Below are 24790 nucleotides of genomic sequence, written 5' to 3'. Positions count from 1 at the left end.
ATCTGTCTCTCTTTTGAATGGTACGGGGCGCGTTAATGGCCAGTTCTACCCAGCAGTCAAGCATGAAAATCTATCTGAGATTGTTGAAATACGTGCTCCCCTACTGGAGGGCGTTTGCCGTCAGTATCATTGGCTTTCTTTTGTTCGCCTCCAGTCAGCCGATGCTGGCCGACATGCTCAAACACTTTCTCAACGCCTTGCAGGAGCCGGACGGCACCAAGTTTCTCGGTGTGTCGCTGATCCTCGGGGTGCCGCTGCTGATTGTACTCATTGCGGTCTACCAAGGCATAGGCTCATTTTTGGGTAACTATTACCTGGCCAAAGTGGCTCGCGGGGTTGTTCATGACCTGCGTTGCTCCTTGTTCGATAACCTGCTGACCCTGCCAAACCGTTATTTCGATAACCACAATTCCGGCCACTTGATTTCACGTATCACCTACAACGTGACCATGGTGACCGGTGCGGCCACCGATGCAATCAAAGTGGTGATTCGTGAAGGGTTCACGGTTGTATTCCTGATCGGTTACCTGCTGTACAGCAACTGGAAAATGACCCTCGTCATGCTGGCCATCCTGCCGATCATCGCGGTCATGGTCAGCAGCGCCAGCAAGAAATTTCGCAAGCAAAGCAAGAAAATCCAGGAAGCGATGGGCGACGTTACCCATGTCGCTTCAGAGGCGATTCAGGGTTATCGGGTTGTACGCAGTTTCGGCGGAGAGACATACGAGAAGCAGCGTTTTCAGGATGCCAGCGCCAGTAACATGAACCGCAGCCTCGGCATGACCCGCACGCAGTCCATCTACACGCCGATGCTGCAGCTTGTCATTTATGTGGCGATGGCGATTCTGATGTATCTGGTGCTGTACATGCGTGGCGATGCTTCTGCTGGTGAACTGATCGCTTACATCACTGCGGCAGGCCTGTTGCCAAAGCCGATTCGTCAGCTTTCGGAAGTGAGTGCGACCATCCAGAAAGGCCTGGCGGCTGCCGAAAACATTTTCGAGCAACTGGACGAAGAGCCTGAAGTGGACAGCGGCACATGCGAGCAGGAACATGTTTCCGGTCGTCTGGAAGTGCGTAACCTGACGTTCGCCTATCCCAATGTCGAGACGCCGGTGCTCAAGGATATTTCCTTCACTGCCGAGCCGGGGCAGATGGTCGCGCTGGTGGGACGCTCGGGTAGCGGGAAATCCACACTGGCCAACCTGATTCCGCGTTTCTATCACCACAGCGAAGGGCAGATCCTTCTCGATGGTGTCGATGTAGAAGATTACAAACTGAACAATCTGCGCCAGCACATCGCGCTGGTGAACCAGCAGGTCACCTTGTTCAACGATACCGTCACCAACAACATCGCCTACGGTGATCTTGCCGGTGCGCCCATCGAAGATGTGCAAAAGGCCGCCGAAGCCGCCTATGCCGCCGAGTTCATCGTACAGATGCCTCAGGGTTACGAGACCCTGGTGGGCGAGAACGGTGTTCTGCTTTCCGGTGGTCAGCGTCAACGTCTGGCGATTGCTCGTGCCCTGCTTAAGAATGCGCCGCTGCTGATCCTCGATGAAGCGACCTCGGCACTCGATACCGAATCCGAGCGCCATATCCAGGCTGCACTGGATGAAGTGGTCAAGGGCCGCACGACTCTGGTCATCGCTCACCGCCTGACGACCATCGAGAAGGCTGATCTGATCCTGGTCATGGACCGTGGCCAGATTGTCGAGCGCGGTACCCATGAGCAATTGCTTGCTCTCAATGGTTACTACGCGCGTCTTCACGAGAAGGATTTCAAGGAAGAAAGCGAGGGCGTTACAGGAGGCGCCCTTTGATTCTCGGGCATCTTCGCAGTTGGCGTGAACGTGGCTGGACCCCTATCGATGCAGACGAGTATGCCCAGGTCTGGGCGCGCTATGGTGGCAGCGTTGCCACCCATCCTCAGGTCATAGAACGATTGTCATCGCTGGTCGGTATTCCCGTGCGTTATCTGGGCGTAGTGCGCGATGGCCAGACAATTGCCGCGCTGCCTTCCTGGGGGCGTCATATTGCCCTTTCGCGTGATGTCACCAAGCGCAAAGGGTTGCGGGGCATGTTCGATCTGGGTAACTCCGAGATCATCCTGCCCGTGGCCCAGGATTGCAGCGTGCCAGTGCGGCACCGCATGCGCTATGTCTCGGAGCTCAACAGTGGCCGGATCGGCAACCTGCGCATCCAGTCCGAAGGTCTGGCGCTGGCCCGTCGCCCCGAGGAATACAGCAAGAAGTTCCGTTATAACCAGCGCCGTGAACAACGCCTGCTGGAGGAAGCTGGCGGGCTGATCCGCCAGATGAGTGAACTGACCTCCCAGGAACAGGCGTCGATCTACGCCGATCTGTTTCACAAGCGTTGGGGTTTTGATGTGCCCGGCAAGGACCATCTGGTCGATGTGTTTTCCCTTCTGCGGGAGTTCATGACAGGTTCTGTCGTGTACGTTGCCGACCGTCCTGCGGCCATACAGGTTCTGTACCGTGTCGAGGCTCCTGAATGGGTAAGTCTTGAGTACGTGAACGGCGGTGTCGATCCGCAGTTCAATGAGTTGAGCCCAGGCAGTGTTCTGAGTTTTGTGAACACTCAGGCTCAATGGGAATATGCAGATTCCCTAGGCAAACCCTTGCGTTATTCGTTTGGGCGCGCTGATCGGGAATACAAAAGCCGGTGGTGTAACACTCATCCGGTGTATCAGATTTAAAGATGAGGGCTGCCATGAGCGGGCGTAAGGACGAGTTGCTTAAACGCCACAGGCGACGCAAGCGTTACCTGGCCGTTTTGGTGCTGGGTGTACTGATTCTGGTGGGGGTTCTTGTGGCATGGTGGTTGCCGCCTGCGCTTGTGTTTCTGGCGTGGCTGGCTCACGAAGCCTGGTTTGCAGATCACTTGTTCTACGAGCCGGACAGCGACTACTGCTACGACTTCCCTGACAGCGCCCGAACCCTCGAAGTCGGATTGCGCAATGGCAAGCTGGAGCTGGCGGCCGGCACATCGCTGTCAGGCGGCGATACACTGATTCTGGCTGTCGAGTTGAAAGCCAGCTGGCTGGGACGCTGGCTTGATCCTTACGTGCGGCTGGGCAGTGATCGTCAGGATTTTGAGCGCGGTGTCGCAGGCAAGCGCTATTTGAACCTGTCCGGCCAGGAAGCTGCCTTGCTGCAAGGGACGCTTTCTTTTGCGCCATGCCGCTGCAAGTCCGTCGGCTCGCTCACGCTTTATGCCATGAGCAACCCCGATTACAGCGCCCAGTCGCTCCTGGTGCTGGCACCTCATGCCGATGATGCAGAGCTTGCTGCCTTCGGCCTTTACAGTCGCGCACCTGACGCTGCGATCATGACCCTGACTCAGGGCGAGATAGAAGCCGACAGTTATCGTCGTTTGGGGCTGGACCCTGTGCAAGCTGCGGTGCTCAAGGGGCGCTTGCGGACCTGGGATAGCCTGGCTGTGCCTTTATGGGGCGGTGTGGCTCAGGACCATTGTGTCCAGTTGGGTTATTACTGCCTGCGCCTTGCCGAAATGCAGGAGCAGCCGGCAGTGCCGTTCGGGTCCCGTGAGTCTGGGGAAAGCGATATTCGTCTCTGGCGTCAGGCTTCGGCGTTTTCCTTGCCCTCCGAGGCCGATGGCCTTCCCACCTGGACGAATCTGGTGGCTGACATTGTGCGTGTTCTGGAACATTTCAGACCGCAAGTAGTTGTCACGCCGCATCTGGAGCTGGATCCTCACCGTGACCATGTCGCGGCGACCGAAGCGTTGCTGCAGGCCATTGAGTTGAGTGAGTGGCGACCCGCTACGTTGTTGTTGTATGCCAATCACTTGCATGACAATGATCGCTGGCCCATGGGACCTGCGGGGTATGGCATCGCCTTGCCACCTGCGACGGCTCCTGTGAAGCCATTGCCTGTCTGCAGCATCCTTCTGGATGATGCTCAACGCATTGACAAGGCAATGGCTCTGGCCATGCAGCATGACCTGCAGGATCCGCTGCCTTTCAAAAAGCAGGTCCGGCGGTGGATACAACAGTTACTGGCTGGCCGGCGCTGGCCTGCTACCGGAGATAACGAGTTTTTCCGCAAGGCTGTACGGCGGCATGAGTTGTTCTGGGTGCAGGACGTAAAGCCCCGGTCTTCCACTGAAAAGGTATAGCTGCTTGCTGGCGTCTTGAGCCAAATTGGCTATGTTATGATCCGCGTCGTTTTTTGCCCTCGGAGTTTCCATGAAGTTGTCCATGCCGCGTTTCGATCAAGCGCCTGTCCTTGTGGTCGGCGACGTCATGCTCGACCGTTACTGGCATGGTGGTACCTCACGGATCTCTCCTGAGGCGCCGGTGCCTGTAGTCAAGGTCGATCAGATCGAAGATCGTCCAGGCGGTGCTGCCAACGTTGCCCTGAACATTGCCGCTCTTGGCGCACCTGCTTCGCTGGTCGGTGTGACGGGCGAAGACGAGGCTGCCAACAGTCTGGCCAATAGCTTGAAGGCTGCCGGCGTGCGTGCGCACTTCCAGCGCATCGCCCATCAGCCGACCATCGTCAAGTTGCGGGTCATGAGCCGTCACCAGCAATTGCTGCGCATCGACTTCGAAGAACCCTTCATGACCGATGCTCTGGCCTTGAGCGTGGAAGTCGATACCTTGCTCGATGGCATCAAGGTGCTGGTGCTTTCCGATTACGGCAAAGGCGCGCTGAAAAACCATCAGGTGCTGATCAAGGCTGCGCGTGATCGTGGCATTCCGGTGCTGGCCGATCCCAAGGGCAAGGACTTTGCCATCTATCGCGGTGCCAGCCTGATTACTCCGAACCTGAGCGAGTTTGAGGCTATCGTCGGTCATTGTGTCGACGAAGGTGATCTGGTCGCCAAGGGCGCGCAGTTGATGCACGACCTGGAACTTGGTGCTCTGCTGGTGACGCGCGGTGAGCATGGCATGACCCTGCTGCGCCCTGAGCACCCGGCCTTGCATCTGCCCGCTCGGGCCCGTGAAGTATTCGATGTGACCGGTGCCGGAGATACGGTCATTTCCACTCTGGCGGCTGCCATCGCTGCTGGCGAGGATCTGCCCCATGCCGTTGCTCTGGCGAATCTGGCGGCGGGCATCGTTGTCGGCAAGCTGGGTACTGCGGCGATCAGCGCCCCGGAGCTGCGGCGTGCTATCCAGCGTGAAGAAGGTTCCGAGCGTGGTGTCCTGGGGCTGGAGCAACTGTTGCTGGCCATCGACGACGCTCGTGCGCATCAGGAGAAGATCGTCTTCACCAATGGCTGTTTCGACATTCTGCATGCAGGGCATGTGACCTATCTGGAACAGGCTCGTGCTCAGGGTGATCGCCTGATCGTTGCGATCAATGACGATGCATCCGTCAGCCGCCTCAAGGGGGCGGGCCGCCCCATCAACAGCGTTGACCGCCGCATGGCCGTTCTGGCCGGTCTGGGCGCTGTGGACTGGGTGATCAGCTTCCCTGAAGGCACGCCTGAAAACCTGCTGCGCCACGTCAAACCGGACGTGCTGGTCAAGGGCGGGGATTACGGGATCGACCAGGTGGTCGGCGCTGAAATCGTTCAGGCTTATGGCGGTGAAGTGAAGGTGTTGGGGCTGGTGGAAAACAGCTCGACCACAGCCATTGTCGAGAAAATCCGCGGTCAGTGACGCGGACCACCCGTAGGAGCGAATTCATTCGCGAAAGGCCATTTCGCGAATGAATTCGCTCCTACGGCTTATTTACTCAGGCTCTTGCGCGCCATTTGCAGTAACTCCTTGGCCTTGCCGGTCAGGTTGTTGAGGCTGCTCTTTCTGGGAGGTGGCGTCAGGCCTTGTTGCCGAAGCCAGTCCTTCCAGCGAATCCGCTCTTCATGCACCACCCAGCCATCCTGGGCGGCGAAGCTTTCTGCCAGATACAAACCGCGTGTACTGACCGGCGCCAGCTTGTCCTGCTTGAGGGTATAAAGCTCGGGCAGCGGCACTCCGTTTTCCAGAGGCATCAGGTACAGATCGGGCTTGCTGCGATTGAGGCGGGCGACCAGTTGTTCTTTTTCCAGGGTTTCATCCACATGAAACAGGCTCAGAGGGCGTGCTTCCTTGGGAATCTCCAGGCGCATGTCGTAGATCAGTTGCAGTGACGCTGTCGGTAAATGCACGTAGGCGCGAGGACGTTCGATCAGGGTCATGCTGCCGCAACGCACCGGTCGTGCCGCACCCGACAGAGAACTCAGTCGAAAAGGCATGGCCTCGCGATAATGCAGCGCTGCGGCATAAGGCGCCGGCAACCAGGTGTCGTTGAAGCGCCCGCTCAGCCAGCCTTGAGGCGTTTCTATCAGGCATTCTTCGGCGACTTCCTGAATGGCAGTGTGCAGCGGCAGGGTGATTTCGTGAGCCGGTACATAACCGGAAATCAGCTTGAGCACCACGTCGCCACGGTCCTGGCGTCGCTGCCTGACCAATACCCAGTAATCACGGTTCTGCCAGTGCAGGGTCAGCCGTATCGACACGCCCAGGTTGGCCAGTTCGGTTGCAAAGCGCTCGTTGTCCGGCACTTCGATCTTGCGGCGCCGCTGCAAGGTCTGGGAAAAATTCAACGGCATCCCGACGCTCTGATAACTCAGGCTCTCGGGAGTCGCTTCGACGAATAACGGCAGGGTCTTGAAGTCGCTGGGGTTTTTGCGGATCAGGGTTCGCGGCATATCGGCTCCTTCTTGCGTTGGGGTCGGCCGCCTACATCAGGCTTGACGGCGAATCACAGCAGCTGCACTTGCAACGTTATGGGCCAGATGCAGGGGATTGATGGTCCCGACAATAGCACTGGCAACACCCGGATGTTCAAACAGCAACTGAAAACTGGCCTGGACCGGGTCGACTCCGGGGCTCAGGCATATATGACCGCTGGCTAATGCTTTCTTCACCAGAATCCCTTTACCGTGGGCAGCAGCGTAGTCCAGAACCGGCTTTTCACCCTGCTCATTGAGATTGTAGGTGACCATCGCACAGTCGCCTTCGCGCAATGCCAGCAGGCCTCCTTCGACCGTCTTGCCGGAAAAGCCGAAGCCACGAATCTTGCCTTCGCGCTTGAGATCGGCCAGCGTCTGATAGACCTCTGTTTCGTTGAGAATCGCCAGATCGTTGCCGTCCGAATGCACCAGAACCAGATCGATGAAATCGGTTTCAAGACGTTTCAGGCTGCGCTCCACCGACAGTCGTGTGTGCCCCGCGCTGAAGTCATGACGCGATTGCCCTCTCTCGAACTCTTCTCCCACCTTGCTGACAATCACCCAGTCCTGACGCTGGCCGCGTAGCAGCGGGCCAAGGCGTTCTTCGCTGGTGCCGTAGGCCGGTGCCGTGTCGATCAGGTTGATGCCCATGTCGCGGGCCATCTTCAACAGCATTTGTGCTTGCTGATCGTCGGGGATCGTGAAGCCATTGGGGTACTTCACGCCTTGATCGCGGCCCAGTTTGACGGTGCCCAGGCCCAGTGGCGAAATGCTCAGGCCGGTGCTGCCCAACGGGCGATGCAGGTCATGCAGGGTTTTGACGGTCATGGCAGCAGTTGATCCCAGACAGGTATCGCCAGAGGCGGTTTGGGCAGGTCGGTCGTGGATGGCTGAGGCGTCGGATGGATGCCATCGTTCGACAGGGCTGCCAGGACACGGTCGGAAAAGTCCGGTGCCAGGGCCAGTTTGGTCGGCCAGCCGACCATGAGGCGCTGCTGGACATCCAGAAAGGCGTTGTCTGGACGCACCAGGCCTGATTGAGCCGGTTCTGCCCGATCGACACGCAAGGTGGCCCACTGCGCCTGGCTCAGGTCGATCCATGGCAGGAGCGACTCCAGCTCCTTGCGGGCTGTTGCGATCTGGGCGGCGGGTTCGCGGGCCACGCCATCGGCTTCGGCAAGGTCGCCGCCCAGATACCAGACCCACTGACCATCGGCCGCAGGATGAGTGGTGACGGTAATGCGCGGCTTGGGGCCGCCGCCCAGGCAATGAGCGTACAACGGCTTCAGGGTCGGGCCTTTGACCAGCACCATATGCAAGGGGCGGCGCTGCATCCTGGGCTGGGAAATGCCCAGGGTTTCAAGCAGGTCCGCATTGCCCGGACCGGCGCTGAGCACCACTCGCTGAGCGCGGATCTCGCGACCATCCACACGCAAGCCTGCCAGCTCGCCATTGTCATGCAGGGGTTCGATCTGCTGAGCGGCGAGCAGGCTGTCACCGGCCAGCTTGGCAAGACGCTCGATCAGGCTGGGGACATCGACCACCAGTTCGGCCAGTCGATACACCTTGCCTTTGAATTTCGGGTTTTGCAGCGCGGGCGGCAGTTGCTCGCCCTTGACCTGATCCACGCGCCCGCGCACAGCCTTGCTGGCGAAGAAGCTGGTCAGGTTGCCGGCGATGGTGCCGGGCGACCATAGATAGTGGGCCTCGGACAGCAGACGAACACCCGACAGATCCAGCTCGCCTGTGCCATTGAGGGATTCACGCCAGCGGCGCGGCATGTCGGCAATCGCTTCGGAGGCACCTGACAGCGCACCATGCAGAGCGTACTTGGCACCGCCATGGATGATGCCCTGTGACTTCAGGCTTTGCCCGCCACCCAGGCTCGCGCTTTCTACCAGGACTGTCGAGAACCCTTGACGACGTAACCGGGCATTGAGCCAGAGACCGGCAACACCGCCTCCGACAATCAGGACGTCAGTGGAAATAACAGATGGCATGGACACCTCAGTGGCGTGAAGAATGGGCCATTATAGGGGATCGCGATTTCAATGCCCGGCGGTTTTCGAGAACAACTGGATGACCACCACCCCGAGCACGATCATTCCCATGCCCAGCAAGGCCGGAAGATCCAGTTTCTGACCATAGATAAAGAACGCCGCGATACTCACCATGACGATCCCCATGCCTGACCAGATGGCATAGGTAATGCCCACCGGAATTGTGCGCATCACCAGAATCAGCATCCAGAAGGCAATGCCGTAGCCGACGATCACCAGCAGCAAAGGCAGCGGTGTGCTCAGACCTTTGACGGCTTTCATGGATGTGGTGGCGATGACTTCGGCGCAGATCGCGATGGCCAGCAGATAGTAGGCAGTCATGGTGTCTCTCCTTGGGGGCTGCGTATCTTAGCGATTTCTTCCGGCGGCCATGGCATTCCGTACGCCACGGGCAAGTGTGTTCACGCCTGCACGAGGTCGTGGCTTTGATGAGGCGTGCTGATAAACTCCGCGCCCATGAATAGAACTCTTTATACCCTGTTGTTTCATCTTGGCTTGCCGCTGGTTGCCCTGCGGCTGTGGTTGCGAGCACGCAAGGCGCCTGCGTATCGCCAGCGAATCGGCGAGCGTTTTGCTATTGGCCTGCCTGCGATGCAGCGTGGTGGCATCTGGGTGCATGCGGTGTCTGTGGGCGAGAGCATCGCCGCGGCTCCCATGATTCGTGCCTTGCTGGCGCAATACCCGGCGTTGCCGATTACTGTGACCTGCATGACTCCGACAGGTTCGGAGCGGATCAAGGCGATGTTCGCCAATGAGCCACGGATCCAGCACTGTTATCTGCCTTATGACCTGCCTTGGGCGGCGGGACGCTTTCTGGATCATGTGCAGCCTCGCCTCGGCATCATCATGGAAACCGAGTTATGGCCCAATCACATTCACCAGTGTGCCAGGCGCAATATTCCCGTGGTGCTCGCCAATGCGCGGCTGTCGGAGCGCTCGGCTCGTGGCTACGCTCGCTTTGCAGGGCTGACCCGCCCGATGCTGGCAGCCATGAGCTGGTTTGCCGTGCAGACCGAGGCGGAGGCCCAGCGCTTTCGTGACCTGGGCGCACGTCCTGAATGCGTGACGGTGACCGGCTCGATCAAGTTCGACCTGAGTATCGATCCGCAGCTTCCCGTTCAGGCTGCACAACTGCGCGAGCAGTGGCAGGCGACGCAGCGGCCGGTCTGGATTGCAGCAAGCACCCATGCTGGCGAAGACGAAAGCGTACTGGCGGCCCATCGTCAGTTGCTGTCGAGCCATCCCGAGGCTTTGCTGATTCTGGTGCCGCGCCATCCCGAGCGTTTCGACAGCGTGCATGCCCTGTGTCAGCAGCAAGGTTTCACAACCGTGCGGCGCTCATCCGGGCAGGCAGTCACGCCTGATACGTCAGTGCTGCTGGGCGACACCATGGGTGAACTGCTGTTTCTGTATGCGCTGGCAGACAATGCCTTCGTCGGCGGCAGCCTGGTGCCCAATGGCGGACACAACCTGCTGGAGCCCGCGGCACTGGCCAAGCCCGTCCTGAGCGGTCCGCACCTGTTCAACTTCCTGGAAATTGCCGCCTTGCTGCGTCAGGCCGGGGCGCTGGAAGAGGTGAGTGACTCGGTTGCGCTGGCGGTAGCGGTGCAGCGTCTGTTCGATCAGCCAAAACTGGCGCGGACCATGGCGGATGCCGGGACGGGAGTGATGAAGGCCAATCAAGGCGCGTTGCAGCGCCTGCTGGATGGAGTTGCCCTGCGTTTGTAGGAGCGACTTCATTCGCGAATTTGGCCTTCGCGAATGAATTCGCTCCTACACCCGAGCTTGGCATTTACTGTCGCTGTGCCGGTTTCTCGAAATTCTTCTGCGCCGCTGCAGCCAGATCCGGTGGCAGGAAGTCCTTGTCCGGGTTGTAGTCGGATTTCAGATAGCGCGACAGGTCCTGCAAGTCTCCCGGGTTCAGAGTGCCGGCCGCCTGTTTCAGGCGCAGGTTGTCGATGATGTAGTCATAGCGGGTGTTGTTGTAATTACGCACCGAGGCATAGAGCTGACGCTGTGCATCGAGTACGTCGACGATATTGCGGGTCCCGACCTGATAGCCGATTTCCGTGGCTTCCAGAGCACTCTGGTTGGAGATGATCGACTGCTTGCGGGCCTGCACCTGTTCCACATCGGTATTCACGGCCCGGTGCAGGTTGCGGGTGTTTTCCACCACCTGACGGCGCAGGCTTTCACGGCGCTGTTCGCTCTGGGTCAGGCGGGAATAGGCTTCGCGTACTTGCGAACTGGTCAGGCCACCGCTGTAGATCGGGATATTCAGCTGTACGCCGATGCTGCGTTGTTCCACATCGCCGCTATAGTTGCGGCCCGTATAGTTGGGGTTGCTGAAGCCCAGTGCGTCGTTGTCGCCGCGCTGGTAAGTAGCGACCGCATCAAGTGTCGGTGCATGGCCGGCCTTGCGCTGGCGCAGGGTTTCCTCGGCGGCGCTGACGGCATAGTTGCTGGCCAGCAGGTTCAGGTTCTGTTGGGCGGCGGTATCGACCCAGGCCTTGGCATCGTTGGGGATCGGGGCCAGTACCGGCAAGGTGTGGACGATGCCTTCGATGGAGTTGTATTCGCGATTGGTCAGCGTCACCAGCGCCTGGAAGGCATCGTCCACCTGACGCTTGGCGATGATCCGGTTCGCCCGTGCGGTGTCGTAGCTGGCCTGGGCCTGCAAGACATCGGTCTTGTCGGAAAGGCCGACATCGAACCGTTCGTTGGCCTGATCCAGCTGGCGCTTGAAAGCAGCCTCTTCAGCCTTGGTCGACGCCAGGTTGTCCTGGGCGCGCAATACCGCGAAGTAACTCTGGGCTGACTCCAGGATCAGGTTCTGCTCGGTGGCCGAGAGTTCCAGAGCGGCCTGTTCATTGACGGCTTCGGCGGCCTGCAACTGGAACCAGCGATCGGCGCGGAAGATCGGCTGGCTCAGGGTCGCCTGATAGACCGTGCCGCTGCGGGTGGCAATGGCGCTGGGCTGGTCGATGCTGGTGCGGGTGTTGTTGGCCTGAGCACTGGCCGACAGGTTGGGCAGCAAGCCAGCGCGGGCCTGGGGCACCACTTCCTTGCGGGCGTCGTAATCGGCGCGCGCCGCTGCAAGGTCGGCGTTGTTGTCCACGGCTTGTTGGTAGACATTGACCAGCCCGGTCTTTGTCGGAAGAGGCGCATCCGCTGCCCGTGCCTGTACGCTGCAGGCACACGACACGGCAATGACCAACGAAAGTTTGCGCAACATGATGCATTCCCTGTTCATGGTAATGATGCCGGTTTGATGCAAAACCGGGTTAGCGAGTGTAGAGCCAGAACTTGACTGCAACAATCGGCTATTGGCCATTTATCGCTGGCGGCATAAATAGGCTGGTGTTTGCAGGGCCGACCATCATAGACTTGCGACGTTCTTGTCGGGGTGCCTTGCTGTGAGGCTGAGATCGGTTAAACCGGATCCCGTTGAACCTGATCAGGTTAGCGCCTGCGTAGGGAACAAGATTTCTCGTCTCCCGGCGAGTCCTCTTGAGTGTCGTCCGGGGTCGGCTGTTCAAAAAATGAACAGTAACACGCCCGTCGATACTCAGCACCTGTCAGGGTGCGTCCGTCCGTTTATCAGGTTACTCCGACAATAAAACCGTCTGGAGAGCCGTGATGAGTACAAAAGCAAAAAACGCCCCCCACTTGAGTGAGTCCGCCCAGGTCGATTCTGGATCGGTACAACCTTTTACCCGCTCGCAGAAAGTCTATGTCCAGGGATCTCGCCCCGATATCCGCGTGCCGATGCGCGAGATCACCCTTGATGTGACGCCCACTGACTTCGGCGGCGAAATCAACGCTCCGGTCACGGTTTACGACACCTCAGGCCCTTACACCGACCCCAATGTGGTCATCGATGTGCGCAAAGGCCTGGCCGACGTCCGTTCGGCCTGGATCGACTCGCGCAACGATACCGAGCGTCTGGCCGGCCTGAGTTCCCACTTCGGCCAGCAACGCCTGGACGATCCCGAGCTGACAGCCCTGCGCTTCGCCCACGTGCGTAACCCGCGTCGTGCAAAGGCGGGCGCCAATGTCAGCCAGATGCACTATGCGCGTCAGGGGATTATTACTGCCGAGATGGAATACGTCGCCATCCGCGAAAACATGAAGCTTCAGGAAGCACGCGCTGCGGGGCTGCTGAAACAACAGCACGCCGGCCACAGTTTCGGCGCCAGCATCCCGAAGGAAATCACCGCTGAATTCGTGCGTGAAGAAATCGCCCGTGGTCGCGCAATCATCCCGGCCAACATCAACCACGTCGAGCTGGAGCCGATGATCATCGGCCGTAACTTCCTGGTGAAGATCAACGGCAATATCGGCAACAGCGCGCTGGGTTCTTCCATCGAAGAAGAAGTGGCCAAGCTGACCTGGGGCATTCGCTGGGGGTCGGACACGGTCATGGACCTGTCCACCGGCAAGCACATCCATGAAACCCGTGAGTGGATCATCCGTAACTCGCCGGTCCCGATTGGCACCGTGCCTATCTATCAGGCGCTGGAAAAGGTCAACGGCGTGGCCGAAGACCTGACCTGGGAACTGTTCCGCGACACCCTGATCGAGCAGGCCGAGCAGGGCGTCGATTACTTCACGATCCATGCCGGCGTGTTGCTGCGCTACGTACCTTTGACCGCCAAGCGCGTCACAGGGATCGTGAGCCGTGGTGGTTCGATCATGGCCAAGTGGTGTCTGGCGCATCACAAGGAAAACTTCCTCTATACGCATTTCGAGGAAATCTGCGAAATCATGAAGGCCTATGACGTCAGCTTCTCGCTGGGCGATGGCCTGCGCCCCGGTTCGATTGCCGACGCCAACGACGAAGCCCAGTTCGGTGAACTGGAGACCTTGGGCGAGCTGACCAGGATTGCCTGGAAGCACGACGTCCAGACCATGATCGAAGGCCCGGGCCACGTGCCGATGCAACTGATCAAGGAGAACATGGACAAGCAGCTTGAGTGCTGCGACGAAGCGCCGTTCTACACCCTCGGCCCGCTGACCACGGATATCGCGCCCGGTTATGACCACATCACGTCCGGCATCGGTGCGGCGATGATCGGCTGGTTCGGTTGCGCAATGTTGTGCTACGTGACGCCCAAGGAACACTTGGGGCTGCCGAACAAGGATGATGTGAAGACCGGGATCATCACCTACAAGATTGCGGCCCACGCGGCGGATCTGGCCAAAGGTCATCCGGGCGCGCAGATTCGTGACAATGCCTTGAGCAAGGCGCGTTTCGAGTTCCGCTGGGAAGACCAGTTCAACCTCGGCCTGGACCCGGACACCGCTCGTTCGTACCACGACGAAACCCTGCCCAAGGACTCGGCCAAGGTTGCACACTTCTGCTCCATGTGCGGGCCGAAGTTCTGCTCGATGAAGATCACTCAGGAAGTGCGCGAGTACGCGGCCAACCAGAAAATCGCGGCGGTCGACCTGTCCGTGGAAGAAGGAATGCGTGAGCAGGCGGAGCGTTTCAAGCAGGAAGGCAGCCAGCTTTACAAGAAAGTCTGATCAACTGGTGGGAGCGAATTCATTCGCGAATTTTCGCGACTGAAGTCGCTCCTACAGATTTTCAGCCGCGGCCGGGGAACAGATCCGGCCTGATAACCCCATTGAGCTGCGGATAAGGAATCTTCAGCTCGATATGGCCCATGGAGTAGGGCGCAATGGTGGTCACCGGATATTTCAGAATCACCGAGCCATACGTCAGGGCAATGTTGGGCGTCCTCTTGAACGGCCAGGTCTGCATGAACTCACTGTCCTGATTCATCTTGGTAGAAACCAGCCAGGCCTGATGGGCCAGCTCGGCCTTTTCCCAGAACTCGTTTTCCTTGCCTGGAACTACCATATCGGCCAGGGTCAGGACTTTCTGCTGCTGGCGTGAGTAGTTGATGAACGCTCTGCCAGGGTTGCCATGGGCACCGCCGGTGTCCAGATAACTCGACAGCTCGACCACCACGATACCGTCATGCTGTTCGCGTACCTTGGCTTGCAGATAGCTGCTGTTGCGACCTGTGGCGCGGCTCAGAAACTGTTCCTGATAATCCTTGATCGAGGCCGGCAGCGGTGCGCCTGAATCCGTGCGGGTCAGTTGCAGCAAGGTCTTCTGGACAATGGCGTCCAGCCTTGGCTCGTCGGGAAAGTGTACGGTGTCGACATTGACCAGCGGGCAATCGGTGGTGGTGCAACCTGGCTTTATCAGCTCGGAAGCATCGCGCTGGACTTGCAGCGGGGTGCGCATGTTGGGCGTGAAAATGCTTTGGCAGGCAGCCAGCATCAGGCCCAGACAAGCCAGTGAAGTGATCCTCAATAACGACATGTTGGTCCTTGGCGATATCAATGGAGGCGGTTGCGTTGTTCGCATGCAGGCTGCTTGGACTGCAAACAACGTCTTCGGTTCGCCACTTGGCGGATTAGAAGTGTTTTAGGCCATGGCCGTCTACCCTGCATCTTCAAGGGGGCTGCATCCGGGAGTCGATGCGCGTTAGGATGGCCCGAAGTCAAAGATGGTCGTAAGCGAGAAACCTATGCCTCAGAACACCCGATCAACGCCAACGGCTTTTGAGATCACCCGGCGCGAAAGCTGCTTCCGGGGGTTCTACAAGCTCGACAAGTTGTACCTGCGCCACGAGCTGTTTGCCGGTGGCCTGGGCAAGGAAATCAGCCGCGAACTGTTCGTTCGTCATGATGCCGTCTGCGTGCTGCCTTATGACGCCAGGCGTGATGAAGTGGTGCTGATCGAGCAGTTTCGCGTGGGCGCACTTGAAAAGAGTACCAACCCCTGGCTGATCGAGCTGGTGGCCGGCTTGATCGACAAGGATGAACAGCCGGAAGAAGTTGCTCATCGCGAAGCAGAGGAGGAAGCTGGGCTTGTCTTCAGCGCGTTATGGCCGATAACCAAGTACTTCCCTTCGCCCGGTGGCAGTGACGAATTCGTTCATCTGTTCATGGGGCAGTGTGACAGTCATGGGGCAGGCGGATTGCACGGGCTTGAGTCCGAGGGCGAAGATATCCGCGTGACGGTCTGGTCGTTCGACGATGCGATACAAGCCGTGGCTGACGGACGAATCATGAATGCGGCAACGATCATTGCCTTGCAATGGCTGGCGTTGAACCGCGCTGAAATAAGGGGGTTATGGTCGTGAATCTTTTGCGCGAGCGCTACCGTGTCGATCTTGCCGGGCTACAGGCGGCGTGCGAGGCCAACTACGCGCGCTTGATGCGTCTGCTTCCCGACATGCGTAACCAGCAAAGCTCGCGCCGGGTGGCGGTGACCCAGGGCGACCAGATGCTTGGCGTCCTTGCTGTCGAAGTGCTGCTCGACTGCCCGTACACCACAACCCTGCAAGTCCGCCAGGAGCACAGCCTGCCCTGGCTGCCGGTCCCGCGCCTTGAAGTCCAGGTCTACCACGATGCGCGCATGGCCGAAGTCATCGGTGCCGAGCATGCCCGACGTTTTCGGGGGATTTATCCGTACCCCAATGCCGACATGCATCAACCTGACGAAAAGGCGCAGCTCAACCTCTTCCTGGGCGAGTGGCTGAGCCACTGTCTGGCGTGTGGTCACGAGTTTGAAGCGGTACGCTGAAACCTGCCTGCTCTGCCAAATGTGATCCAGGTCCATTTTCCTGATTTACCTGCCTCTTCCCGCATCTCATAATCGCGCTGAATTCGCTCAAGGAGACGGCCTTGCCGAGCGCATCCCGATCATCATCAGTTTTAGTGGTGCAACTGTCCGACAGCCATTTGTTTGCTGAAACGGACGGTACGTTGCTGGGCATGAATACCCGTGACAGTCTGGAAAAGGTCGTTGAGCTGGTACTGGCCGAGCAGCAAGGCATCGACCTTGTGATTGCCAGTGGCGATGTTTCCCAGGACGGCAGCGTGGAGTCCTATCAGGCGTTTCGTCAGATCAGCGAACAGATCGCAGCCCCTGCGCGCTGGTTTCCCGGTAATCACGATGAATTGCCGCAAATGGCTCATGCCGCGCAGCACAGTGACCTTCAGGAACCTGTGGTAGATGTCGGCCGCTGGCGAGTCACGCTGCTGGATTCGGCGGTGCCCGGCTCGGTGCCCGGTTTCCTGCAGGAGCAGCAATTGCAATTGCTGGAGCAGTCCTTGAGCGAGGCGCCGGATCGACATCATCTGGTTTGCCTGCACCATCATCCGGTGCCAATCGGCTGTGACTGGATGGCACCTATCGGTTTGCGTAATGCCGACGCACTGTTCGCGGTGCTGGACCGTTTTCCCCAGGTGCGGGCCGTGCTGTGGGGGCATGTGCATCAGGAGTTCGATCAGCAGCGTAACGGGGTGAGGCTACTGGCTTCGCCGTCCACCTGTATCCAGTTCGCGCCGGGCAGTGTGGATTTCACCCTCGATACCGCCGCGCCGGGCTATCGCTGGCTGCGCCTGCATGATGACGGGCAGCTCGAAACCGGCGTTTCCCGTGTTGTCGGCATGCAATTCAAAGTCGACTATGGCGGCACCGGCTATTGAGCGCTGTCGAACGACGCATTCCAGTAAGGCCTTGAGTCGTACATCCCTGTAAACTACGTGGTTTTGTTCCGGGCTTCGGGAGAGACGGCTTGATCAGCGACACACCAACATTGCTGTACATTCATGGCCTGAACAGCTCGGCTCTGTCGAAAAAGGCCAGCCTGTTGATCGCCCTGATGAGCTCATTGGGTGTGGGTGAGCAACTGCTTGTACCTGAACTGCACCACCATCCACGTCAGGCCATGGCTCAACTGGAGTCCGCAATCCAGGCGCTTGGGCGGCCTTTGCTGGTCGGCAGCTCGCTCGGCGGCTACTATGCGACTCATTTGGCGCATCGGCACGGCCTCAAGGCGGTCCTGATCAATCCGGCTGTCAATCCGCACCAGTTGTTCGATGGCTACCTCGGTACCCAGCAAAACCTGTATACCGGTGAGAGCTGGGAATTGACCCGCGACCACATAACGGCATTGGCGGAGCTTGAAGTACCGGCTCCACTGGACCCTGAGCGTATTCAGGTATGGTTGCAGACCGGTGATGAAACCCTTGATTACCGCCGCGCCGAAGCGTTTTACCGCGCCTGCGCACTGCGTATCCAGGCCGGTGGCGACCACAGTTATCAAGGCTTTGCCGAGCAGATGCCGGCTTTGCTGAGTTTTGCCGGATTTGCGCCCGATCTGTTGCGGGCAATTGATCTATCCAGGTTGTAATCGCAGGAAATTGCGCTGTGTCCCAGACACCGCGCTGTTGTGCAAGCAAACGCGCTCCTGCATATCCATGAATTATTGATGATGAGAACCCATGGCCAATCCCAGCGCTAGCTCTTATAACGCAGACGCCATCGAAGTCCTCTCGGGCCTCGACCCGGTTCGCAAGCGTCCGGGCATGTACACCGACACCGCGCGGCCGAATCACCTTGCCCAGGAAGTGATCGACAACAGTGTCGACGAAGCGCTGGCTGGCCATGCCAGATCGGTCCAGGTGATCCTCCACGCCGACAACTCGCTGGAAGTGTCCGACGACGGTCGCGGCATGCCGGTGGACATTCACCCCGAAGAAGGTGTGTCCGGTGTTGAACTGATCCTCACCAAGCTGCACGCCGGGGGCAAGTTCTCCAACAAGAACTATCAGTTTTCCGGCGGCCTGCACGGTGTCGGGATTTCCGTTGTCAACGCGCTTTCGACTCAGGTCCGGGTTCGGGTCAAGCGTGATGGCAATGAGTACGAGATGACCTTTGCCGACGGCTTCAAGGCCTCGGAACTGGCCGTTGTCGGCACTGTGGGCAAGCGTAATACCGGCACCAGCGTATATTTCGCGCCGGACCCCAAGTATTTCGACAGCCCCAAATTCTCCGTCAGCCGCCTCAAGCACGTGCTCAAGGCAAAGGCGGTACTGTGTCCGGGGCTGCTGGTCAGCTTCGAGGACAAGTCCACTGGCGAAAAGGTCGAGTGGCATTACGAAGACGGCCTGCGTTCCTATCTTCAGGATTCGGTCACCGAGTTCCTGCGCCTGCCGGACGAGCCGTTCTGCGGCAGCTTCGCGGGTAACAAGGAAGCCGTGGACTGGGCTTTGCTCTGGCTGCCCGAGGGTGGCGACAGTGTTCAGGAAAGCTACGTCAACCTGATCCCGACCGCGCAGGGCGGTACCCATGTCAACGGACTGCGCCAGGGCTTGCTGGACGCGATGCGTGAGTTCTGTGAGTTCCGCAACCTTCTGCCGCGTGGCGTGAAGCTGGCACCGGAAGACGTCTGGGAGCGGATTGCCTTCGTGCTGTCGATGAAGATGCAGGAGCCGCAGTTCTCAGGCCAGACCAAAGAGCGTCTGTCGTCCCGTGAGGCGGCAGCCTTTGTTTCCGGCGTTGTGAAGGATGCTTTCAGCCTGTGGCTGAACACTCACTCCGAATTGGGCCTGCAACTGGCGGATCTGGCGATCAACAACGCCGGTCGTCGCCTGAAAGCCAGCAAGAAAGTCGAGCGCAAGCGCATCACCCAAGGGCCTGCGCTGCCCGGCAAACTGGCCGACTGTGCCGGACAGGACCCGGCGCGTTCCGAGCTGTTCCTGGTGGAAGGTGATTCCGCAGGTGGTTCGGCCAAGCAGGCACGTGACAAGGAGTTCCAGGCCATCCTGCCGTTGCGCGGCAAGATCCTCAATACCTGGGAAGTCGATGGTGGCGAAGTATTGGCCAGCCAGGAAGTCCACAATATCGCGGTTGCCATCGGTGTCGATCCGGGGGCTGCCGATATCAGCCAGTTGCGTTACGGCAAGATCTGCATCCTCGCCGACGCCGACTCGGACGGGCTGCACATCGCGACGCTGCTGTGTGCGCTGTTCGTCCAGCATTTCCGCCCTCTGGTGGATGCGGGTCATGTGTATGTCGCCATGCCGCCGCTGTACCGCATCGATCTGGGCAAGGAAATCTTCTATGCCCTGGATGAAAGCGAGCGTGACGGCATTCTGGATCGTCTGGTGGCCGAGAAGAAACGTGGCAAGCCACAGGTCACCCGATTCAAAGGCCTGGGCGAGATGAACCCGCCACAGCTGCGTGAAACCACCATGGACCCGAACACCCGGCGTCTGGTGCAGCTCACGCTGGATGACTTCGCCGCGACCTCTGAAATCATGGACATGCTGCTGGCCAAGAAACGCGCTGGCGATCGCAAGACCTGGCTTGAATCCAAAGGCAACCTTGCCGAGGTCCTGACTTGACGAGAAATTGGCTTGCCGCCCTGATGCTGGTGACTGCACCGGCTTTTGCTGCGCCCTTTGAAGAGCTGAAACTGGTGTCCGAGCATCCGGTGGATGGCATGACTGGTGGCAATCTGTCAGGGCTGGTGATGTGCAATGGGCGGCTGTGGACTGTCTCGGATCGTGACGACACGCTGCTTTATAGTCTCGATACCTCGAAGACTACCTGGGTGGCTGAGCCGCACACCATGGTCGTGCCTGAGCCGGTCAGCTATTTGCCCTTGAATCTGCGCTCCATGGCCAGCCTGTCGTCGGTAGTGCGTGGCGGCAGCATGGACTTTGAAGGCGTGAGCTGCGATGCCGCTGGTAATCGCTATCTGGTCAGTGAGGCTCACGGCACGGTTTTGAAAGTGCCTGTCACGGGGGAGCCTGTCTGGCTCGATCTGCCAGAAGCGATGGTGGATCAGGCTCGCGCTCAAGGCATGCTGCAACGTTTCAATGCAATATTCGAAGGCATTGCCGTCAATGCGGCGGGTGACCGGATCTGGCTGGCGGCCGAACGCGAGAGTCGCGGCTTATTAGTAGTGCGGCGTGAACAGGATAAGTGGAGCTGCAAGGAAAGCTGCGTGTTGCTTGCAGATCCCGGACAAGTCACCCCTCCACCGCAGTTGAAGGGCGACAAGTTATCCACAAAGGATTTCTCGGATATTTCACTGTTCAACGGCAAGCTGTACACCCTTGAGCGCTCGGTCTATCGCATCTGCCGCCGGACGCTGGAAACGGCCAAGGTCGAGCGCTGCTGGTCCTTCGCCAGTGAAGCCTTGCTGCCTAAGCGTGTCTACGATCAGCCTTATGGTTTGACTGAGGCCTTGGTGGTGGATGAAACCGGTGCCTGGATCGGTATCGACAATAACTTCAGCGCCCGTGCCGACGGCGAGAAACGCCCGATTGTCTGGCGCTTTGCAGCGCCGGCTGGTGGCTGGAGCGCCACGCAATGAATCAGCCGCTTCCCGGCAAGCGTGCTGGCAAGATCCTGATGTTCCTTGCCTGGGGCGCCGGGCTGTTTCTGGCCACGCGCTTTTTCGGCGACTGGGAAGACCGGCAACAGAACCCCAATACCCATGTCGCTTCGCAACACGGCAAGGGTTATATAGAAGTGCAATTGCTGGCCAATCGTCAGGGGCACTTCGTCAGTACCGGGCAGATCAACGGTCGGCCAGTGGAGTTCATGATCGATACCGGTGCGACCGATGTGGCGATACCCTCTGAGGTGGCCGATAAGCTGAGCCTGTCACGAGGCGTACCGGTTACGGTGAGCACCGCCAATGGCGAAAGCCGTGGCTATCGGGCAGTGCTCGACAGCCTGCAAGTGGGCGATATCGTCCTGCGCAACGTGCGTGCCTTTGTAGCGCCCGGCCTTGAGGGCGAACAGATATTGCTTGGCATGAGTGCAATGAAACAACTCGAATTTACCCAGCGCGGCGGCACCTTGCTGCTGCGTCAGACGACAAAATGATGAGGCCCGCATGAGCGACTCCCTTGACCTCAGCCTGGATGGCGTAGAACGCCGATCACTGGCTGACTTCACCGAACAGGCCTACCTCAATTACTCCATGTACGTAATCATGGATCGTGCCTTGCCGCATATCGGTGACGGCCTCAAGCCTGTACAGCGACGCATTGTCTACGCCATGAGCGAGTTGGGCCTTGGTGCTGACTCCAAGCACAAGAAGTCGGCGCGTACCGTGGGCGACGTGCTCGGCAAGTTTCACCCGCACGGCGACTCGGCCTGCTACGAAGCCATGGTCCTTATGGCCCAGCCATTCAGCTATCGCTACACGCTGGTGGACGGGCAGGGTAACTGGGGCGCGCCGGACGATCCCAAGTCTTTCGCTGCCATGCGTTACACCGAAGCCCGTTTGTCGCGTTATTCCGAAGTGCTGCTCAGCGAGCTGGGCCAGGGAACTGCGGACTGGGTTCCGAATTTTGACGGAACCCTGGATGAACCTGCTGTCTTGCCAGCACGTTTGCCGAATATCCTGCTCAATGGCACCACCGGTATCGCCGTGGGCATGGCCACTGATGTGCCGCCGCATAACCTGCGTGAAGTGGCCAGTGCCTGCGTGCATCTGCTCGATGACCCCAAGGCCAGCATCGAAGACCTGTGTGAGCACGTCAAAGGCCCGGATTACCCGACCGAGGCGGAAATCATCACGCCACGCGCCGACCTGCTGAAAATCTACGAAAGCGGTCGCGGTTCGGTGCGCATGCGTGCCGTGTATCGCGTTGAAGATGGCGACATCGTGGTCACTGCGCTGCCGCATCAGGTATCGGGCGCCAAGGTGCTGGAGCAGATCGCGGCCCAGATGCAGGCCAAGAAGTTGCCGATGGTCGCAGACCTGCGTGACGAGTCGGACCACGAAAACCCGTGCCGCATCGTGATTATCCCGCGCTCCAACCGGGTCGAACTCGACGAGTTGATGCAGCATCTGTTCGCCACGACCGAGCTTGAGTCCAGCTATCGGGTGAACATCAACATCATCGGTCTGGACGGCAAGCCACAGCTCAAGAACCTGAAAGCACTGCTCAACGAGTGGCTTGTATTCCGTATCGCAACCGTTCGCCGTCGTTTGCAGTACCGTCTCGACAAGGTCGAGCATCGCCTGCACCTGTTGGACGGTTTGCTCACGGCGTATCTGAACCTGGATGAAGTTATCCACATCATCCGTACCGCCGAACATCCGCGTGCAGAGCTGATCGCGCGCTTTGGTCTGACAGAAATCCAGGCTGACTACATTCTCGATACCCGTCTGCGTCAGTTGGCGCGTCTGGAAGAGATGAAGCTGCGCAGTGAACAGGATGCCTTGCTCAAGGAGCAGGCCAAGCTTCAGGCCCTGCTGGGCAGCGAGTCCAAGCTGCGCAAACTGGTGCGTAGCGAGCTGATTGCCGACGCCGAAACCTATGGCGATGACCGTCGCTCGCCTATCGTTGCGCGTGCCGAAGCCAAAGCGTTGTCCGAAAACGAACTGATGCCGACCGAACCGGTGACGGTCGTATTGTCCGAAAAAGGCTGGGTGCGTTGCGCCAAGGGCCATGATGTCGACGCCACAGGGCTTTCCTATAAAGCAGGCGATGGCTTCAAGACCTCGGCCATCGGGCGCTCCAACCAGTTTGCCGTCTTTATCGACTCGACCGGGCGCAGCTACTCGGTGGCAGCCCATACCTTGCCGAATGCGCGTGGTCAGGGCGAGCCATTGACCGGCAAACTGCAACCACCGCCAGGCGCGACCTTCGAGTGCGTGCTGTTGCCGGAAGATGAAGCGCTGTACGTTATCGCGTCGGATGCCGGTTACGGTTTTGTGGTAAAAGGTGAAGACTTGCAGGCCAAGAACAAGGCTGGCAAGGCATTGCTGAGCCTGCCGACAGGCTCGAAAGTCATTCTGCCGCGGCCTGTGGCAGATCGTGAACATAACTGGCTGGCAGCCGTGACCACTGAAGGCCGATTACTGGTTTTCAGAGTCAGCGACTTGCCTCAGTTGGGTAAGGGCAAAGGCAACAAGATCATCGGTATTCCAGGCGAGCGTGTCGCGAGCCGGGAAGAGTATGTGACAGATCTGGCGGTAATCCCGCAAGGCGCTACGCTGGTGCTTCAGGCTGGCAAGCGTACTCTGTCGCTCAAGGCCGAAGACCTTGAACATTACAAAGGAGAACGTGGTCGACGAGGGAACAAACTGCCAAGAGGCTTCCAGCGTGTGGATGCCCTGTTGGTGGAAAACAGCTAGGAATATTCATTTAGAGCCAGCGGTCTTCGTTTTGCCATGAAGATCGACGCATAATCGCTGGAGTCATGGCGAATATTCACGGATGATATGGTGTCTTGGGGTCTCGGCGTGGCGCAGTGCCTGCATGAGCCTATAAGTATCTACACTGTGGCCGCCTGAGGCGGCCACCTGGATGGGACGATGAATTTTCTACGCCTTCCCTTTGTCTTGTTGATGACGGGCGTTTTGGGGTTGGCTGGTTGCAGTATGCATCAGCCTACCGCGCTGTATCAGCTGGACAGTGGTGACCCGGGCCAGCCAAAACAGAGCACGGGGCTTGCTGTTTTGCTGGGTCCGGTTTCAGTTGCTGACTACCTGCAACGTGAAACCCTGCTGCAACGTCAACCTGACGGTACATTGACGGCTTCACCTGATGGCCGTTGGGCTGGCAACCTGTCTTCGGACATTGACCAGCTTCTTCTGCGTCAACTGGCCTGGAAGCTCGATAGCCAGCGAGTCGTACTCGCTCCTGCTGTCGCGAATTTCAATCCGGATGTACAGATCGTGTTGTCGATCACCCGCCTTGATTCGGGGGCCAAGCAACCTGCCGTGCTCGATGCGCAATGGCGTTTGCTGGACCGCAAGGGCAATGTCCGCGACAGCCGCCTTGTCCACCTGGAAGAGGTTCACACTGGTGGCTCTGCCGATCAGGTCAGGGCGCAGGGTATTCTGCTGCAACGTCTTGCCGAACAGGTCAGCGTCGCGGTCAAGCCGATTTCCTGGCAAGTCGTCGACGAGCCGAAGAAGGTGCCGGTTGTGAAGGCCAAAGAGCCCGACAAGCCGAAGATCCCGATGGCTTCACCGATACGTACAGACCTTGAAGTGTTCCGCTTCTAAGTCTGAACCCCACAAAAAAGCCCGCAGCGATGCGGGCTTTTTTGTGGGCTACTACACCGTAATGCTGATCAGTTAAGAGGCTGATTTCAAAAAAAACGGGTGGCTGGAGTCACAATCCGTGGGAGGGGCCTTGGCCGCGACAGCCCGGTTTCAGGCGCTGAAAATGTG

Annotated in this window: 21 protein-coding genes and 1 riboswitch; of the genes, 15 read left to right on the top strand and 6 right to left on the bottom strand. The window is 58.9% G+C overall.

The annotated features are described in order from the left end of the window. Positions 1-35: 35 nt before the first annotated feature. The 4 genes from msbA to hldE all read left to right on the top strand — a co-directional run bounded on the left by msbA (position 36) and on the right by hldE (position 5653). Positions 36-1823: a lipid A export permease/ATP-binding protein MsbA gene (msbA, locus tag ACODS3_RS07680; protein WP_304574793.1), complete on the top strand. Its 1788-nt coding sequence runs from the start codon at positions 36-38 to the stop codon at positions 1821-1823. Continuing rightward, positions 1823-2719 carry a GNAT family N-acetyltransferase gene (locus tag ACODS3_RS07675; RefSeq protein ID WP_489033993.1) on the top strand — a complete coding sequence of 299 codons (897 nt, stop codon included), beginning with the start codon at positions 1823-1825 and terminating at the stop codon, positions 2717-2719. The genes msbA and ACODS3_RS07675 overlap by 1 nt, the downstream gene beginning before the upstream one ends. A 14-nt stretch (positions 2720-2733) precedes the next feature. After that, positions 2734-4161, top strand: coding sequence for a PIG-L deacetylase family protein (locus ACODS3_RS07670; RefSeq protein WP_489033944.1), 1428 nt, complete (start codon positions 2734-2736; stop codon positions 4159-4161). Positions 4162-4231: 70 nt separating this feature from the next. Further along, a complete protein-coding gene (gene hldE / locus ACODS3_RS07665) occupies positions 4232-5653 on the top strand; it encodes a bifunctional D-glycero-beta-D-manno-heptose-7-phosphate kinase/D-glycero-beta-D-manno-heptose 1-phosphate adenylyltransferase HldE (RefSeq protein ID WP_489033943.1) in 1422 nt (473 codons plus the stop codon). Positions 5654-5721: 68 nt separating this feature from the next. Here hldE and ACODS3_RS07660 read toward each other — a convergent pair whose 3' ends face one another. The 4 genes from ACODS3_RS07660 to ACODS3_RS07645 are packed head-to-tail and all read right to left on the bottom strand — an operon-like array spanning position 5722 to position 9089. Next, complete coding sequence (locus ACODS3_RS07660) at positions 5722-6684, bottom strand: metal ABC transporter ATPase (protein WP_201018213.1); 963 nt, start codon at positions 6682-6684, stop codon at positions 5722-5724. A 36-nt stretch (positions 6685-6720) separates the two neighbouring features. Further along, entirely contained in the window at positions 6721-7536 is an 816-nt protein-coding gene (locus ACODS3_RS07655; RefSeq protein WP_489033942.1) for an aldo/keto reductase, read from the bottom strand. After that, positions 7533-8708, bottom strand: a complete 1176-nt coding sequence (locus ACODS3_RS07650) for an NAD(P)/FAD-dependent oxidoreductase (RefSeq protein ID WP_489033941.1) — start codon at positions 8706-8708, stop codon at positions 7533-7535. Before ACODS3_RS07650 ends, ACODS3_RS07655 begins: the two co-directional genes overlap by 4 nt. 48 nt (positions 8709-8756) lie before the next feature. After that, positions 8757-9089 carry a DMT family transporter gene (locus ACODS3_RS07645; RefSeq protein WP_400696906.1) on the bottom strand — a complete coding sequence of 111 codons (333 nt, stop codon included), beginning with the start codon at positions 9087-9089 and terminating at the stop codon, positions 8757-8759. Between the two features lie 135 nt (positions 9090-9224). Here ACODS3_RS07645 and waaA point away from each other — a divergent pair, with 135 nt between their 5' ends. After that, positions 9225-10496: a lipid IV(A) 3-deoxy-D-manno-octulosonic acid transferase gene (gene waaA, locus ACODS3_RS07640; RefSeq protein ID WP_489033940.1), complete on the top strand. Its 1272-nt coding sequence runs from the start codon at positions 9225-9227 to the stop codon at positions 10494-10496. A gap of 64 nt (positions 10497-10560) precedes the next feature. Here waaA and ACODS3_RS07635 read toward each other — a convergent pair whose 3' ends face one another. Continuing rightward, positions 10561-12003: a TolC family outer membrane protein gene (locus ACODS3_RS07635; protein ID WP_489033939.1), complete on the bottom strand. Its 1443-nt coding sequence runs from the start codon at positions 12001-12003 to the stop codon at positions 10561-10563. A 157-nt stretch (positions 12004-12160) separates the two neighbouring features. Beyond that, a riboswitch (TPP riboswitch) is annotated at positions 12161-12265 on the top strand. A 142-nt stretch (positions 12266-12407) separates the two neighbouring features. On the opposite strand from ACODS3_RS07635, the gene thiC reads away from it, so the two are divergent. Next, positions 12408-14297, top strand: coding sequence for a phosphomethylpyrimidine synthase ThiC (gene thiC / locus ACODS3_RS07630; RefSeq protein WP_201001733.1), 1890 nt, complete (start codon positions 12408-12410; stop codon positions 14295-14297). 61 nt (positions 14298-14358) lie between these two features. On the opposite strand, the gene ACODS3_RS07625 is transcribed toward thiC, so the two are convergent. After that, positions 14359-15105 (bottom strand): RsiV family protein, encoded by a 747-nt coding sequence (locus ACODS3_RS07625; RefSeq protein ID WP_304574790.1) that lies wholly within the window; start codon positions 15103-15105, stop codon positions 14359-14361. A 208-nt stretch (positions 15106-15313) separates the two neighbouring features. Between ACODS3_RS07625 and ACODS3_RS07620 the strand changes: the two genes are divergently transcribed. The 9 genes from ACODS3_RS07620 to ACODS3_RS07580 all read left to right on the top strand — a co-directional run bounded on the left by ACODS3_RS07620 (position 15314) and on the right by ACODS3_RS07580 (position 24622). Beyond that, positions 15314-15931: an NUDIX domain-containing protein gene (locus ACODS3_RS07620; RefSeq protein ID WP_201018208.1), complete on the top strand. Its 618-nt coding sequence runs from the start codon at positions 15314-15316 to the stop codon at positions 15929-15931. Further along, on the top strand, positions 15922-16374 hold the full coding sequence (locus ACODS3_RS07615) for a DUF1249 domain-containing protein (protein ID WP_201018207.1): 453 nt from the start codon (positions 15922-15924) through the stop codon (positions 16372-16374). Before ACODS3_RS07620 ends, ACODS3_RS07615 begins: the two co-directional genes overlap by 10 nt. 101 nt (positions 16375-16475) lie before the next feature. Continuing rightward, positions 16476-17282 (top strand): 3',5'-cyclic-AMP phosphodiesterase, encoded by an 807-nt coding sequence (gene cpdA / locus ACODS3_RS07610; protein ID WP_489033938.1) that lies wholly within the window; start codon positions 16476-16478, stop codon positions 17280-17282. Between the two features lie 89 nt (positions 17283-17371). Then, positions 17372-17989 (top strand): YqiA/YcfP family alpha/beta fold hydrolase, encoded by a 618-nt coding sequence (locus tag ACODS3_RS07605; protein ID WP_489033937.1) that lies wholly within the window; start codon positions 17372-17374, stop codon positions 17987-17989. 91 nt (positions 17990-18080) lie between these two features. Then, positions 18081-19985: a DNA topoisomerase IV subunit B gene (parE, locus tag ACODS3_RS07600; RefSeq protein ID WP_025258276.1), complete on the top strand. Its 1905-nt coding sequence runs from the start codon at positions 18081-18083 to the stop codon at positions 19983-19985. Continuing rightward, positions 19982-20962 carry an esterase-like activity of phytase family protein gene (locus tag ACODS3_RS07595; protein WP_489033936.1) on the top strand — a complete coding sequence of 327 codons (981 nt, stop codon included), beginning with the start codon at positions 19982-19984 and terminating at the stop codon, positions 20960-20962. The genes parE and ACODS3_RS07595 overlap by 4 nt, the downstream gene beginning before the upstream one ends. Further along, positions 20959-21480 carry a retropepsin-like aspartic protease family protein gene (locus ACODS3_RS07590; protein WP_201018203.1) on the top strand — a complete coding sequence of 174 codons (522 nt, stop codon included), beginning with the start codon at positions 20959-20961 and terminating at the stop codon, positions 21478-21480. Before ACODS3_RS07595 ends, ACODS3_RS07590 begins: the two co-directional genes overlap by 4 nt. A gap of 10 nt (positions 21481-21490) precedes the next feature. Beyond that, positions 21491-23746: a DNA topoisomerase IV subunit A gene (parC, locus tag ACODS3_RS07585; protein WP_489033935.1), complete on the top strand. Its 2256-nt coding sequence runs from the start codon at positions 21491-21493 to the stop codon at positions 23744-23746. A 180-nt stretch (positions 23747-23926) separates the two neighbouring features. After that, complete coding sequence (locus ACODS3_RS07580; protein ID WP_489033934.1) at positions 23927-24622, top strand: PqiC family protein; 696 nt, start codon at positions 23927-23929, stop codon at positions 24620-24622. Positions 24623-24790 lie beyond the last annotated feature (168 nt).

Source organism: Pseudomonas sp. FG43, from assembly GCF_057809175.1.
Note: the sequence above shows the minus strand (reverse complement) of the source record. Positions and strands in the feature narration are given on the sequence as shown.

Coding starts and splice junctions, on each gene's coding strand:
- ACODS3_RS07670 (WP_489033944.1), top strand. CDS start 2,734: ATGAGCGGGCGTAAGGACGAGTTGCTTAAACGCCACAGGCGACGCAAG.
- ACODS3_RS07655 (WP_489033942.1), bottom strand. CDS start 7,536: ATGACCGTCAAAACCCTGCATGACCTGCATCGCCCGTTGGGCAGCACC.
- ACODS3_RS07650 (WP_489033941.1), bottom strand. CDS start 8,708: ATGCCATCTGTTATTTCCACTGACGTCCTGATTGTCGGAGGCGGTGTT.
- ACODS3_RS07625 (WP_304574790.1), bottom strand. CDS start 15,105: ATGTCGTTATTGAGGATCACTTCACTGGCTTGTCTGGGCCTGATGCTG.
- ACODS3_RS07635 (WP_489033939.1), bottom strand. CDS start 12,003: ATGTTGCGCAAACTTTCGTTGGTCATTGCCGTGTCGTGTGCCTGCAGC.
- ACODS3_RS07580 (WP_489033934.1), top strand. CDS start 23,927: ATGAATTTTCTACGCCTTCCCTTTGTCTTGTTGATGACGGGCGTTTTG.
- ACODS3_RS07645 (WP_400696906.1), bottom strand. CDS start 9,089: ATGACTGCCTACTATCTGCTGGCCATCGCGATCTGCGCCGAAGTCATC.
- ACODS3_RS07620 (WP_201018208.1), top strand. CDS start 15,314: ATGCCTCAGAACACCCGATCAACGCCAACGGCTTTTGAGATCACCCGG.
- ACODS3_RS07590 (WP_201018203.1), top strand. CDS start 20,959: ATGAATCAGCCGCTTCCCGGCAAGCGTGCTGGCAAGATCCTGATGTTC.
- thiC (WP_201001733.1), top strand. CDS start 12,408: ATGAGTACAAAAGCAAAAAACGCCCCCCACTTGAGTGAGTCCGCCCAG.
- waaA (WP_489033940.1), top strand. CDS start 9,225: ATGAATAGAACTCTTTATACCCTGTTGTTTCATCTTGGCTTGCCGCTG.
- parE (WP_025258276.1), top strand. CDS start 18,081: ATGGCCAATCCCAGCGCTAGCTCTTATAACGCAGACGCCATCGAAGTC.
- parC (WP_489033935.1), top strand. CDS start 21,491: ATGAGCGACTCCCTTGACCTCAGCCTGGATGGCGTAGAACGCCGATCA.
- msbA (WP_304574793.1), top strand. CDS start 36: ATGGCCAGTTCTACCCAGCAGTCAAGCATGAAAATCTATCTGAGATTG.
- ACODS3_RS07660 (WP_201018213.1), bottom strand. CDS start 6,684: ATGCCGCGAACCCTGATCCGCAAAAACCCCAGCGACTTCAAGACCCTG.
- hldE (WP_489033943.1), top strand. CDS start 4,232: ATGAAGTTGTCCATGCCGCGTTTCGATCAAGCGCCTGTCCTTGTGGTC.
- ACODS3_RS07615 (WP_201018207.1), top strand. CDS start 15,922: ATGGTCGTGAATCTTTTGCGCGAGCGCTACCGTGTCGATCTTGCCGGG.